This is a genomic window from Halopenitus salinus (assembly GCF_042662125.1).
In the GTDB taxonomy this organism is placed as follows: Archaea; Halobacteriota; Halobacteria; order Halobacteriales; family Haloferacaceae; genus Halopenitus; species Halopenitus salinus.
Map to the genome: position 1 here is coordinate 173,500 of NZ_JBHSXL010000009.1, position 13,419 is coordinate 186,918.

The following is a 13,419-nucleotide window of genomic DNA, read 5'->3' on the forward strand; positions in this document are numbered from 1 at the left end:
TCGGGAGCGGGACGGTCGACGTGATCGCGATGGCGACAAGAATCGCGATAGCGACCGGGATCGATCCCGAGAACCGATACGCCTTAGCGTCCGCCGCGAACACGTCCGTCCATGCCCACCCCAGAGGAACTCGCGGATCGCGTTCGCGCGTGCGAACTCCGCCTACACGAGCTCGAGTCGCACGCCGACGCCGACATCGCCGCCGCGGCCCGGCGACGGCTCGTCGCCGAAACGGCGGATGCCGATCTCGAGACGATCGGCGAGTACACCTTCGAGGCCGCCGCCGCCGAACCGAACGTCGAGAACATGGTCGGAGCGGTCCAGGTTCCCCTCGGCGTCGCCGGCCCCGTGACGATCGACGGCGGCGCGCTCTCGGGGGATCGATACCTCCCGCTCGCGACGACGGAGGGCGCGCTCGTGGCGTCGGTGAACCGCGGCTGCTCAGTGCTCGAGGCCGCCGGCGGAGCGAGCGCGCGAGTGACGAAGACCGGCATGACGCGCGCGCCGGCGTTCAAGACGTCCGGAATAGTCGAATCCGAGGCGCTCGCCGGATGGGTTCGGGACAACGAGGATCGGCTGGCGGCCGCCGCCGAGTCGACGACGAACCACGGCGAGTTGACCGACGTCACGCCCTACGTCGTCGGCAACAACGTCTACCTGCGGTTCCGCTACGACACGAAGGACGCGATGGGGATGAACATGGCGACGATCGCCACCGGCGAGGCCTGCGAGCTGATCGAGGCGGAGACCGACGCCTCGCTCGTCGCGCTCTCGGGGAACCTCTGTACGGACAAGAAGCCGGCGGCGATCAACGCGATCGAGGGGCGCGGCCGGTCGGTGACGGCCGACGTGCGGATTCCCGAGGACGTCGTCGAGGAGCGGCTCCACACGACGCCCGACGCGGTGGCGGAGATCAACACGCGAAAGAACCTCGTCGGGTCGGCCAAGGCGGGGTCGCTCGGCTTCAACGCCCACGTCGCGAACGTCGTCGCGGCCATGTTCCTCGCGACCGGCCAGGACGAGGCGCAGGTCGTAGAGGGCGCGAACGCGATCACGACCGCGGAGGTGACGGCGGACGGCGACCTCTACGTCTCCGTCTCGATCGCGAGCCTGGAGGTGGGGACGGTCGGCGGCGGAACGAAGCTCCCGACGCAGGCGGAGGGACTCGACGTGCTCGGCGTTCGCGGCGGGGGGGACCCCGCCGGCGACAACGCGGACGGGCTCGCGGAGGCGATCGCGACGGGCGCGCTCGCGGGCGAGCTGTCGCTTCTGGCCGCGCTCGGGTCCAGACACCTCTCGTCGGCACACGCCGACCTCGGTCGATAGGGAGTCGAAGACCTGACTATACGGCCTCAGATCGACGCGCCCCCGCGTCCCCCGCGAAGGATCGCGTCCTGTAACAACAACACGCCGCCGACCCCCAGAAGGGCGATCCCGAGCCACGCGATGGCCCCGTCGGCGTCGAGCGCGACCACGAGGAATCCCGCGCTCGCGAGCGTGTGCCCGGCCATCTGCTCGTAGTAGCCCTCACGGGCGTACGCGATCGCGACGACGGCGAACCCGACCCCACAGACGCCCAGCGCGACCCGGACCGCCGCGGCGCTCGCGAGCCCGGGAGCGAACACCGTCGCGGCGACGGCGAGGACGACCGCCCCCACGAGCACCCCCCCGACCGTCCCGATTCCTCGAACCGGATCGACTGCCATGGTAACTGTACGCACAGCACCGGCTTAAACACCAGTCAGACGCCCGTCATCGACTGGAGGGACGGCGAGCGCGATCCGGGGGTCGTCAACTGCGAGTCACAGCCGCCGATAGACACCGCGGGACTCGGAGACCTCCCCCCGACGCCGAAGCTTCTCGAGCAGATCGCGGGCGGCATCGGGTGGAACGCCGTCGTCCGTCGCGTAGGACACGACGTCGTCCTCGGTCGGTTCCTCGAGATCGTCGAGGGCGCCACGGACCACGTCGATACGGGACCCGCTCCCGGATCGGGCGTCGCCGCGGGACGACCGCTCGCCGGCCGTCTCGATGGCGTCGGCGTCCAGTCCGGACCCCTCGAGGTACTCGCGGTCGTCGATGCCCGAGTCGTCGATTCGGTCCTCGAGCTCGCTCACGTGTGCCACCTCCGAGAACGCCTCGCTGTCGTCGTGTTTGTTTGCGAGGAGCGCCGCGCGGGCCTGACGGGCCGCGGCGCGGTCCTCTGACTCGAAGAAGCGCTTCAGCCGTTTCGTCCGGTGGGTCTTGCGACAGCGCGGGCAGGTGGCGGACTCGCTCGTCTCCGGGTCCGCGAGCAGCCACATCGTGCCGCATCGGTTGCACCCGACGACCGCGTACATACGGACCGGTTCGGCGCCATCGTACCTGAACGTGATGGTCGATCCCGGCATCATCGTACCTGAACGAGGTAGTCGGTCCGCCGCCCGAACTGCCACCCTTTTTACTTCGGCGAGCCGGAGTCGACGCCAATGAGCGAGTACGACTACGAGGAACTGGGCCTCGTCGCCGGCTTAGAGATCCACCAGCAGCTGGACACGGAGACGAAGCTGTTCTGTGAGTCGCCGACGACGCTTCGCGAGCCCGAGGAGTCCGACCGGGAGATCACCCGGTACCTCCACCCGACGAAGAGCGAGCTCGGCGAGCTCGACGAGGCCGCCCTCGAGGAGAGCCGCGTCGACCGCGAGTTCACCTATCTGGCCTACGACACCACCTGTCTGGTCGAGGAGGACGACGAGCCGCCCCGCCGCGTCGACGAGGAGGCGCTCTCCGTCGCCCTCCAGATCGCGGAACTCCTCGACGTCACCGTCGTCGACGAGGCGCACGTGATGCGCAAGCTCGTCATCGACGGCTCGAACACCTCGGGCTTTCAGCGCACCATGCTGCTCGGCCAGGACGGCGAGATCGAGACCGAGGAGGGCCCCGTCTCGATCGTCGACCTGCTGCTCGAGGAGGAGTCGGCCCAGCGCGTCGAGGAGACCGACGACGGCGTCGTCTACTCGCTCGATCGCCTCGGAATCCCGCTCGTGGAGATCGGCACCGGACCGGACGTCCGCACGCCGAAGCAGGCCCGCGAGGCGGCGGAGCGGATCGGAACCCTGCTTCGGTCGACCGGCTCGGTCAAACGCGGCCTCGGGACGATCCGACAGGACGTCAACGTCTCCATCGCCGAGGGCGCCCGCGTCGAGATCAAGGGGGTACAGGACCTCCAGGGGATCGAGGACATCGTCCGCAACGAGGTCGGCAGGCAGGCCGAGCTCGTTGAGATCGCGGCGGAACTCGACGAGCGCGACGCGTCGGTCGGCGAGACGCGTGACGTCACGGACGTCCTTTCCGACACCGACTCCGGAGTCATCCGGGGCGCGCTCGAGTCCGGGGGGTCGGTGACGGCGGTTCCGCTCTTCGGCTTCGACGGCCTCCTCGGCCGGGAGATCCAGGATGACCGCCGGCTCGGGACCGAGCTCTCCGATCACGCGAAGCGCCACGGCGCGGGCGGGATCTTCCACACGGACGAGCTGCCGGCCTACGGGATCACGGACGGGGAGGTCGCGGCCCTCCGCGAGGCGGTCGGCGCCGGTCCCGAGGACGGGGTGGCGATCGTCGCCGCGGATTCGGAAACCGCCGAGCTCGCGATCGAAGCGGCGGCCGACCGCGCGCGAACCGCCATCGAGGGCGTCCCCGAGGAGACGCGCGACGCGAACGAGGACGGCACGACCCGGTACCTCCGGCCGCTGCCGGGCGCCGCCCGGATGTATCCCGAGACCGACGTTCCGCCGGTCGAGCCCGACCCGAGCGACGTCGAGACGCCGGAGCTGCTCGACGAGAAGGCCGATCGGTACGTGGCGGACTACGACCTCGATCCGGGACTCGCCGAGCAGATCGCCTTCGGCCGGCGGTTTCCCCTGTTCGAGACGGCGGTCGAACGCGGGGTCGATCCGACGTTTGCGGCATCCACCCTCGCGTCGACGACCACGGAACTTCGCCGAAACGACGTGGCGATCGAGCGCGTCGCGGACGAACAGTTCCTCTCGACCATGGAGCTCGTCGAGTCCGGAGAGCTCGCAAAGGAGGGCGCCCCGGAGGTGCTCGCGGAGATCGCGGCCGATCCGACGCTGTCGGCCGAGGAGGCGATCGAGGAGGCGGACCTCGCCGGCGTGGACCGCGAGACCGTCCGCGAGGCCGTCGTGGCGGTCGTCGAGCGCAACGCCGACCAGGTCGAAACGGAGGGCATGGGCGCCTTCTCCGGGCTGATGGGCGAGGCGATGGGCGAACTCCGCGGGAAGGCCGACGGGGAGGTCGTTTCCGAGGTGCTCCGCGAGGAGATCGGCAAGCGGTCGTGACCCGGACGCGAGAGAACGGACCGCCGCCCGCCACGCCTCACTCGGCCAGCTCGTCGATGAGCGTCTCCAGGTCGTAGGTCGCGGGCGCCCGGGACTCCTCGCGCAACGACGAGATGACGAAGGTGGAGTTGGTCCGCTCGACCTCCGGGATCGCCTCGAAGTCCCCTATCAGCCGCTCGACGGCGTCCGACGAGGAGAGCCGAGCGATCACGATGAAGTCGGTCTCGCCCATGGTGAAGAACGCCTGGGTGACTCCCTCGACGTCCAAGAGCTCCTCCGCGACCTCCTCGTAGGGACCGTCGTAGTCCGCGAGCACCTCGACGATGACGGTCACCCCGAGCCCGAGCGCCTCGTGATCGAGGTCGTAGAGGTCGTTCTCGATGACGCCCGCCTCCCGGAGGTTGTTCAGCCGGTAGTGGATCGTGGAGACGGGGATGTCCGTCTCCTCGTGGAGCCGCTCGGGACTGCCCGTTCCGAGGTCGGCGATCGCCTTGAGCAACCGCACGTCGCGTTCGTCCATGTCGGCGGTATGGTCGCGATCCGTATTGATTGTGTGGGCGAGAGAATTGTATCATTCTCCAATCGAACCCCCGATATCGGAATCGATGTCGAACGAGGCACAATTGTTTGATTCTACATGTAGGAAAAGCTCTTTTCGTAAAGATTAGTTTAAATATTTGAATCTCGTTCGATCCAACAACCAATGTCACGTCTTTCGTTGCAGTCATCTCCGGTTGCGGCGGCGAGCGCGTTCGTCCTGCTGGCGGTGCTTTGGGGCGGCTCGTTCGTCGCCATCGAGGTCGGACTGGCGTATTTCCCCCCGCTGCTTTTCGCCGGGATACGGTACCTCCTCGCCGGGGTCGCGGTGCTCGCCTACGCGGCGGTCGTCGCCGACGGGTGGATCCCGACGACCCGCCGGGAGGTCTCGAGCGTCGTCGTCACCGCCGTGTTCGTCATCGCGATCTACCACGGATTCCTCTACGTCGGCGAACAGTACGTTCCGGGAGCGATCGCCGCCGTGATCGTCAGCCTCTCGCCGGTGTTGACGGCGGCCGTCGCCGCGGTGGTCCTCCCGAACGAGCGGGTCGGTCCCGTGGAGGTCGGCGGGTTCCTCCTCGGCATCGTGGGCGTGAGCGTGGTCGCGAACCCCTCAGCCGACGCGCTGGTCTCCACGCAGACGCTCGGGATCCTCCTCGTGTTCTGTAGCGCAGTCGCATTCGCCGTCGGGGCGGTCCTGTTGCGCCCGCTCCGGACGGACTTCCCCGTCGTCGCGCTCCAGGGATGGGGAATGACTCTCGGCGCCGTACTGCTCTTCGCGGGGGCGGGCGCGCTCGGGGAGTCGCCGGGCGACGTCTCCGTCACCCCGACCGCGATCGTCTCGCTCGCGTACCTCTCGGTGCTCTCGGGCGTTCTCGCGTTCCTCATCTACTTCGCGCTCCTGGACGCCGTCGGGCCGACACAGCTCCACCTCGTCGGCTACGCCGAGCCCGTGACGGCCGCGCTCGCGAGCTGGCTCGTCCTCGGCCACCTGATCGAAGGCGACGCGCTCGTCGGTTTCGCGGCGATCCTCGCCGGATTTCTCGTCCTGGAGCGCCACTCGGTCAGGCGGATGCTCGTGAACCGCGGTCGGACCGCGTGACCGGCTACAGCTCCGGCGGCTCCCCGCGGCCGATCACGAGCCGTCGTCCCTCGACGTCCTCCAGGGCGGCGACGCGGCCGCCGATCTCGACGCGGCCGTCGTCGGTCTCGACGACGAGCGCCGCGATCTCCTCGTTGTCCTCGAGCGTGACGCCGACGATCCGGCCGCGAACGGTCACGGCGTCGCCGGTTTCCACGTCGCGACCCTCGACGGTCGCGTAGAGATCGTCGCCGTCTCCGCCGTCTCCGTCGTCGTCGACCGTACCGATCTCGGAGACGTCCTTGACCGCGCGGCGGATCGACGCGTATCGACGCGGGAAGGGCCGGCCGTCGTCGCCCTCGGCGAGGGTCTCCGCGGTCGTCCACAGGACGGTTCCGAAGAACCCGGAGACGAGAAAGCCGAGCGCGGAGCGGTTGAAGATGACGCCGTAGCGCTCGCGCTCGTCGCGGAGGGCGTCCTGGGTGGTATAAAGCGAGTAGGTGCCGTCGCCGACCGCCACCACGGGCGTCGTGATCCCGCGTCGCGCGCGTGCGACGGTGGCGACTGCCGCGTAGTCGTACGAGCCGGGGTTCGGAGCGCGGCTCGCCGGCGTCACGAGCAGCTCGATGCTGACGCCCGCGCGGCGCTTTTCGGCGAGCCGGTCCTCGAAGCGGCGAAGCAGGTCGGGAGTCAAAGAGACCGCGAGTTCGTACTCCGCGGAGTCGATCACGTCCTCGAGGTACCGCAGGATCGTAGACCGCGACTTCACGAGCGAGACCGCCTCCGTCTCCCTGGCCGGTGCGGTATAGCGGGCGGACAGCTCGTCGACGAGCTCCTCCAGGGAGTCGTTGATGTCACCGAACGACTCGGTGGGATCGACGGCGGCGACCTTCATCGGGCGCGACTCGCGAAGCTCCACGAGTCCGCGGTCGGCCAGTCCGCGAACGGTGTCGTAGACGCGGGGCTGCGGGATGTCCGTGTGGTCCGCGATCTCGCTCGCGGTCAGCTCCCCGCGTTCGACGACCGCGAGGTAGGCGTCGATCTCGTAGGCGCCCAGATCGAAGCGGTCGCCGACGTACTCGAGCGTGCCGCGGAGATCGTCGGTCATACCGGGATACTCTCGACGGGGTCGTAAATCGATTACTATACATCGAGTTGCACGCGATTCCGAACTCGGTCCATCCGGGACGGGACTGCGAACCGGAGGCTCCGGGACGAAGCTCCGAACCCTGCCCTCCGGAGAGCGGGCGCGAACGGGTCACATGTACATCCGGTCGTCCGGGAGGTCGGCCTCCCGCTCGTTCATCCGCTCCGCGAGGTCGGCGTAGTACTGGCGGATCTCCTCGGCGAACGCCTCCAGCGGCCCCGAATCCACCTCGAGGTCGTAGACGGTGGAGACCGTCTCGACGAGACGGATGGCGGCCTCGACGTCGGGCACCTGTGCGTGGACGGGGGTGACGTACACGCAGACGCCGAGGGGAGAATCGATCCCGCGCTTCAGGAGGGCGGCGTTCGTTCCGTCGAGGAACCCGGAGTTCATCCCCTCGATATCGCCGTCCGCGAGGCGATGCTCGCGGTAGTCGTCGGTGGCGATGTAGTAGGTGCGGTGACCCTCGGGGCCGTGCGGAACCGGAACGCCGGAGACGACGGCGATCTCCGAGACGTCGTTCGCCTCGGTCCACCCGAGGATCGAGCCCGCAAACGGGTCCCCAAGCGCCGAAGGGACGAAGAGCTCGCCGACGAGCACGGTGAGGTCGACGTCGGGAGCCGAGAACAGCCGAGTGGGATGTCTCGGCGTCCCGTTCTCGAACGGGGTGATCGAGGGGAGCCCCTCGACCTCGATGTGGCCCGTCTCTCGAAGCTCCAGGGCGTCAACGAGGTAGTTCGCCGCCGTGAGCCCCGCGAGCCCGTACGAGGAGAACCCGGCGAGCAGGACGTCCGATGGCGCCGTCTCGTGTGTGACCTCGAAGGTCGGGTTCCGTCGAATCGAGCCGAACATGGGAACCTCTTCGCTCGGTCGTGTCTTAGCAGTTTGGGCGGGTCGCTCCTCGGCGGTTTGGGCGGGAGCCATCGCGGACGGCGACCCCGTCCGTCGCGGCGAGGAAACGCTTTTTCCGGTGGGGGTCACCCATAGGCCATGGGCAACACGGCGGTGGCGCTCGCGTCATCGATCACCGACTCGCTGCCGGCGTGGGCGGACGTCCCGGGCGTCGACGCACTCCTCGCGGTGCTCGTGGCGGTCGCCGGGTTCTGGTTCTCGAAGCTGCTGGTGCGGCTTCTCGGGCGTCCCATCGCGCGGCGGTTCCACCGCCAGAGCGTCGCACAGACCGTCCTCCGTGGCGTCCGGGTCTCGACGATGGTCACGGCGCTGCTGTTGGCCGGCTGGGTCGCCGGGCTGGGCCTCCCCGATCTGGTCCTCTCCGTCACCGTCTTTTCGGCCGTGGTCGGCGTCGTCCTCGCGCCGCTCATCGGGAGCGTCGTGAACGGCCTGTTCGTGCTCGCCGACCAGCCCTTCGAGATCGGCGACATGGTCGAGCTCGACGACGGCACGAGGGGGTTCGTCGACGACATCACGATCCGATATACGAAGGTGTTCACCGTCGACAACACGTTTCTCGTGATCCCGAACGCGAACATGCGCGATCGCGACGTGATCAACTACTCGGCCGAGGACGAGCGGACCCGGCTCTCGCTCGACCTCCTCGTCACCTACGAGTGCGACGTCGACGCGGCGCGGCGGATCATGGAGCGGGCCGCCCGCGACTGCGAGGGCGTGATCAACGGCGGGCCGGACATTCGAATCGGCGCGGCACGCTACGCGGCGGGACCCGACTGCCGGATCGCGGAGTTCGCCGACGACGGAATCCTGCTTCGGCTGCGCTACTGGGCGAAGAAGCCGTACAAGATCCCGAAGCTCGAATCCCAGGTGAACGTCCGGATCCGCGAGCTGATCGCGGACGCCGACGTGGAGATCGCCTACCCGCACCGCCACCTCGTCTTCGACGAGACGAGCGGCGTCGCCCGCGTCGGCGAGCCGCTCGGACCGAAGGCGAACGCGGAGACGGGGACGTCCGCGGAGCCCGCCCCCGAGGACCCGAACGACTCCCGCGGGAACACAAACGACCCAAGCATGGGCGTGAACGACTCCGGCAAGGACGCGAACGACGAGTCGACGTCGAGCGGCGAGCCGACTCGAGAATCGGCCGAGGGGGCCGAGACGAATCCGACCGATGAACGGTCCTCGGGCACGGAGCGCTGAGGAGGAGACCGATCGAACCGTGGAGAGGCCGGTCGAATCGGAAGAGGCCGGTCAGGGGAACGGGTGGTACTCGCGGTCGAGGTCCGGCTCGAACCCCATCGACTCCGGGACGGAGCGGACGCGATCGCCGAAGAACGGGTCGCCGGTGAAAAGCGGCTGTGCCTCGGGAACGAGCACGCGAGCAGCCTCGAAGCCGAGGTGGGCAACGTCGCGCGTCGTCGTTCGGGAGGCGTAAGCCGTCAACCCGCTCTCGGAGAGCCGATCGAGTACGGCATCGAGTTCGGCGGTGCCTTCGAGATCCGGTTCGCCGAGCCCCTCGGCGTCGACCGCGACGTCGGGAGAGAAGAACTCGCGTGTGACCGCGGGGAAGTCGGCGTGGTGGCCGATCGCGGCGCCCTCCTCCGCGGCCGCCTCCGGGCCCATCGACCGAAGCTCCATCCAGTTTTGCAACGCCTCCCCGACGGCCGAGCGGGCGCCTGCCGCGGGATCGAGGTTCGCCGCGGAGCCGGCCGCGAACCGGGGCCACTCGTCCTCCCGATGGACGGCGGCCGCGACGACCGGGACGTCCACGTCGACGGTGGCGAGAAGCGTCGTGACGGAGAGGTCCTCCGCACGCGCTCGCGATTCGAGATCGGAGAGGGTTCCGTGGTCGCCGGAGGGGCTCCCGTCGTCGAGCGACAGCTCGACCGGCTCGATCGTGGAGTACCACGCGATCATCGTCGCGTCGCGCTCGATCGTCTCGTAGAGCCCGGAGAGCGTGGCCTCGATGCCGGAGTTTCCGAGCCCCAGTCCGGTCGTGATCGACGGACGAAACCGGCTCGAGGGGGGCGGAAAGTGGACGAACTCCGCGGGCAGCGAGACCGGATCGCCCGTGTCGAGGCGCTCGCCGGCCACCCACGGGATGGAGCCCACGTCGTCGGGAGCGACCGGCTCGGGGGTCAAAAATCGATCCGGGGGGATCGGGGACTCGAGGTCGTCCGGGCGAGCGTGCTCGAAGTCCTCGTCGCGGTAGACCCCCGCGGCGTAGCGCTCGAGCCCCTCGCCGAGGGCGCGCATGAACGCGGCGTCCCAGTCGACGTCGACGCCGGCGGCGAACTCGGCGGCGCGGACGTCGCTGAACGGGGTCGTATCCGCGATCCGGGAGATGTAGTAGGGGACCGGGAACGACTCGCGCTCGCCGACCTCCGCGACCGGACCGATCCGGTCGTCGACGGCGCGCTGGGCGCGGTCGAGCGCGTCGTCGAGGGGAACGTCCTCGTGATCGCGGGGGATCGACCGCGTTCGGTCGCCGTCAGTGCACGAACAGCCGGGAACCGGAAGCAGGATCCGCTCGTCGCCGGGAACCTCGACGACGGTGTCCGCGACCGGACGGCCGCCGGAGAGGAGGTCGATCGTCCGCCGGCCGGCCACCGCGCCCGCGTACCGCACGGCGGATCGAACGCCGGTCGGCCGGTCCGCCGGCTCGACGTCTCCAGCCTCGACGCGGGCGTGGAGGCAGTCGTAACACGTCTCATCGAAGACGGTGACGGCCGCATCGAGCGGGTCGATCGGGAAGCCGCCGATTCCGCCGACCTCGATCGCGATCCAGCGGTCGAGCGCGTCGTCGACCGTCCGGAAGGCCGGGTCGCCGGTCGTTCCGGCGACGACCGCCACCGACAACGACTCGAGCACGGCCGGATCCGGATCGACGGGGAAGACGTTGACGCCGACGTCCGAGAGCGCGGCCTCAACCGCCTCTATCGCGGGACCGTCGCCGACGAGACCGATATCCATATCCGTGCCACGGCGGGCGAAGGGAAAGGCGTTCGGAAGGGTCCATGCGCTCGAAAGGGGCCATGCGTTCGGGGAACTCCATGCGTTCGAAACGACGTCGATCTCACCCGAGGACGTCCGACGCCGCGGCGGCGAATCGGTCCGCCGGGAGGTCGGCCAGTCGATCGTCGCCGAGCTTGAGCCGCAGACGCGGACGGCCGACGTCGATGGGGACCTTCTCCGTGTCGATCACGCCGTCGTCCTCGAGGTCGGTCTTCGTCCGCGAGAAGGTGGCCTTGGAGGCGATCCCGACGTCCTCGCCCCACTTCGAGAGGTCATAGAGCAGCACCTCGTTTCGCGCGGCCACGAGCAGCGCGATCGTCACGGCGTCGAGAACGTCCGCGTCCCCGTCGCCGCCGGCGACGGCGTCGAGGATCGCATCGAAGTCGTCTCGAACGTCCTCGCCGAGCGCGTCGGCCATCGTCTCACGGACCTGGCCGATCGCGGGAGTCCGGAGCCGATACGCCGTCGCCTCCTCGAACCGCTTTCGGTAGCTCGAGGCGACCGCGTCGACGAACTCCCCGTCGTCGCTCGAGAGCGCAGCCGTGCGGTCGGCGACATCGACGACGGCGAGTACCCGGTCGTCGGAGACGAAGAGGGCGTTCTCAGCGGGCGACTCGAGCGTTCGCAACGAGAGGGCCTCCCGATCCACGAACTCCGCGATCGTCGAGGCGATCGGGAACGTCGAAAGCGCGTCCTTGAGTGCGTCCTCGTCCGCGAGGAGCAACAGTCGGGGAATCGACTCCCGGTCGGGGTCGACGTCGGCGATCGAAGCGATCGTGTCCACGGAGGGATCGACAACGAGCACCTCCGTCGTCGTGGGAAACGCCGTAGAGAGGATCCCCTCGAGATCCGGTTCGAGTAGGCTCGAGGCCATCGGTGTCGTAGTATGTCCGCCTCGTTGTTACTTAATCTTATGCCCGAGAGACGTATATCATCCGAAGATTCGGTGAAAAAACCGATATCGAGGCCCGAGGACGGCGATGCACACGAGACACCTCCGGAGCCGAGAGAGCGAGGAGCGACGTCGGCGGAGGAGACCGGACACGGAGGCGATTCACGGTCCCGGACCGGACGGACAGGCTTATTGTCGCGTCTCACGCGGAATTCAATATGGAGTACGACCAGGTTAGGGAGGTCGATCCGGCGGTCGCTGACGCGCTCGCGGGCGAACTCGAGAGACAGGAACGAACCCTCGCGATGATCGCGAGCGAGAACCACGCGAGCGAGGCGGTCCTCGAGGCGCAAGGGAGCGTGTTGACGAACAAGTACGCGGAAGGCTATCCGGAATCGCGGTATTACGCCGGCTGTGAGTACGCCGACGACGTCGAGCAGCTCGCCATCGATCGGGCGAAGGAGCTGTGGGGGGCCGACCACGTCAACGTACAGCCGCACTCGGGGACGCAGGCGAACCAGGCCGTCTACTTCGCCATGTTGGATCCCGGCGACCGGATCCTCTCGTTGGATCTCACCCACGGCGGCCACCTCTCACACGGCCACCCCGCGAACTTCGTGGGACAGCTCTACGACGTCGAACAGTACGAGATCGATCCCGAGACGGGGTACATCGACTACGACGCGCTCCGCGATCTGGCGGAGTCGTTCGATCCCGACGTCATCGTCTCGGGGTACTCCGCGTACCCGCGGGAGGTCGAGTGGGAGCGGATCCAGGAGGCGGCCGACGAGGTCGACGCCTACCACCTCGCCGACATCGCCCACATCACGGGACTCGTGGCGGCAGGCGTCCACTCCTCGCCGGTCGGCGTCGCCGACTTCGTCACCGGCTCGACCCACAAGACGATCCGGGCCGGTCGCGGCGGGATCGTCATGTGTGACGAGGAGTACGCCGATGCCATCGACAAGGCGGTCTTCCCGGGCGGTCAAGGCGGCCCGCTCATGCACAACGTCGCCGGCAAGGCGGTCGGCTTCGGGGAGGCCCTCGAGCCGGAGTTCACCGAGTACGCGGAGCAGGTCGTCGAGAACGCGGAGGCGCTCGGCGAGCGACTGGCCGAGCACGGTCTCTCGCTCGTCTCTGACGGAACCGACACCCACCTCGTGCTCGTCGACCTGCGGGAGTCACACCCCGACCTGACCGGCGGCGATGCCGAGGACGCGCTCGCGGCGGCGAACATCGTGCTCAACGCGAACACCGTGCCCGGCGAGACCCGCTCGGCGTTCAACCCCTCCGGGATCCGCGCCGGGACGGCCGCCCTCACGACCCGCGGGTTCGGCACCGAGGAGATGCGCGAGGTCGCAGACCTCATCTACCGCGTCGTCGACGACCACGACTCCGAGGACGTCATCTACGAGGTCGGCGAGCGCGTCGACGAGCTGTGTGGACAGTACCCGCTGTACGAGTGAGCGCACGGCGACGCCGTGCTACTGGCCGCAAA

The 13,419-nt window shown here is 68.7% G+C and carries 12 protein-coding genes; 5 read left to right on the top strand and 7 right to left on the bottom strand.

Annotated features, from left to right (window positions below; genetic code table 11):
* Positions 1–111 precede the first annotated feature (111 nt).
* The gene (gene hmgA / locus ACFQE9_RS10275; RefSeq protein ID WP_379744093.1) at positions 112–1,326 is read left to right on the top strand and encodes a hydroxymethylglutaryl-CoA reductase (NADPH); all 1,215 of its coding nucleotides are present in this window, start codon (positions 112–114) and stop codon (positions 1,324–1,326) included.
* Between the two features lie 26 nt (positions 1,327–1,352).
* On the opposite strand, the gene ACFQE9_RS10280 is transcribed toward hmgA, so the two are convergent.
* Complete coding sequence (locus tag ACFQE9_RS10280) at positions 1,353–1,706, bottom strand: hypothetical protein (RefSeq protein WP_379744095.1); 354 nt, start codon at positions 1,704–1,706, stop codon at positions 1,353–1,355.
* 96 nt (positions 1,707–1,802) lie between these two features.
* Positions 1,803–2,339, bottom strand: coding sequence for a DUF5817 domain-containing protein (locus ACFQE9_RS10285; RefSeq protein ID WP_379744097.1), 537 nt, complete (start codon positions 2,337–2,339; stop codon positions 1,803–1,805).
* Positions 2,340–2,468: 129 nt separating this feature from the next.
* Here ACFQE9_RS10285 and gatE point away from each other — a divergent pair, with 129 nt between their 5' ends.
* Positions 2,469–4,337, top strand: a complete 1,869-nt coding sequence (gene gatE / locus ACFQE9_RS10290) for a Glu-tRNA(Gln) amidotransferase subunit GatE (RefSeq protein WP_379744099.1) — start codon at positions 2,469–2,471, stop codon at positions 4,335–4,337.
* A gap of 37 nt (positions 4,338–4,374) precedes the next feature.
* On the opposite strand, the gene ACFQE9_RS10295 is transcribed toward gatE, so the two are convergent.
* Positions 4,375–4,857, bottom strand: coding sequence for an Lrp/AsnC family transcriptional regulator (locus ACFQE9_RS10295; RefSeq protein WP_379744101.1), 483 nt, complete (start codon positions 4,855–4,857; stop codon positions 4,375–4,377).
* A 183-nt stretch (positions 4,858–5,040) separates the two neighbouring features.
* Here ACFQE9_RS10295 and ACFQE9_RS10300 point away from each other — a divergent pair, with 183 nt between their 5' ends.
* Positions 5,041–5,976 (top strand): DMT family transporter, encoded by a 936-nt coding sequence (locus tag ACFQE9_RS10300; RefSeq protein WP_379744103.1) that lies wholly within the window; start codon positions 5,041–5,043, stop codon positions 5,974–5,976.
* A 4-nt stretch (positions 5,977–5,980) separates the two neighbouring features.
* Here ACFQE9_RS10300 and trmB read toward each other — a convergent pair whose 3' ends face one another.
* Together trmB and ACFQE9_RS10310 are read right to left on the bottom strand one after the other, a co-directional pair.
* Positions 5,981–7,063, bottom strand: a complete 1,083-nt coding sequence (gene trmB, locus ACFQE9_RS10305) for an HTH-type sugar sensing transcriptional regulator TrmB (protein WP_379744105.1) — start codon at positions 7,061–7,063, stop codon at positions 5,981–5,983.
* 150 nt (positions 7,064–7,213) lie between these two features.
* Positions 7,214–7,954: a proteasome assembly chaperone family protein gene (locus ACFQE9_RS10310; RefSeq protein ID WP_379744107.1), complete on the bottom strand. Its 741-nt coding sequence runs from the start codon at positions 7,952–7,954 to the stop codon at positions 7,214–7,216.
* A 138-nt stretch (positions 7,955–8,092) separates the two neighbouring features.
* Between ACFQE9_RS10310 and ACFQE9_RS10315 the strand changes: the two genes are divergently transcribed.
* Positions 8,093–9,214, top strand: coding sequence for a mechanosensitive ion channel family protein (locus ACFQE9_RS10315; protein WP_379744109.1), 1,122 nt, complete (start codon positions 8,093–8,095; stop codon positions 9,212–9,214).
* Between the two features lie 51 nt (positions 9,215–9,265).
* On the opposite strand, the gene ACFQE9_RS10320 is transcribed toward ACFQE9_RS10315, so the two are convergent.
* Both ACFQE9_RS10320 and tbsP read right to left on the bottom strand, forming a co-directional pair.
* Positions 9,266–10,987: a YcaO-like family protein gene (locus ACFQE9_RS10320; protein WP_379744111.1), complete on the bottom strand. Its 1,722-nt coding sequence runs from the start codon at positions 10,985–10,987 to the stop codon at positions 9,266–9,268.
* A 103-nt stretch (positions 10,988–11,090) separates the two neighbouring features.
* Positions 11,091–11,903, bottom strand: a complete 813-nt coding sequence (tbsP, locus tag ACFQE9_RS10325; protein ID WP_379744113.1) for a transcriptional regulator TbsP — start codon at positions 11,901–11,903, stop codon at positions 11,091–11,093.
* A 236-nt stretch (positions 11,904–12,139) separates the two neighbouring features.
* Here tbsP and glyA point away from each other — a divergent pair, with 236 nt between their 5' ends.
* The gene (glyA, locus tag ACFQE9_RS10330; protein ID WP_379744115.1) at positions 12,140–13,387 is read left to right on the top strand and encodes a serine hydroxymethyltransferase; all 1,248 of its coding nucleotides are present in this window, start codon (positions 12,140–12,142) and stop codon (positions 13,385–13,387) included.
* The last annotated feature ends 32 nt before the right edge of the window (positions 13,388–13,419 follow it).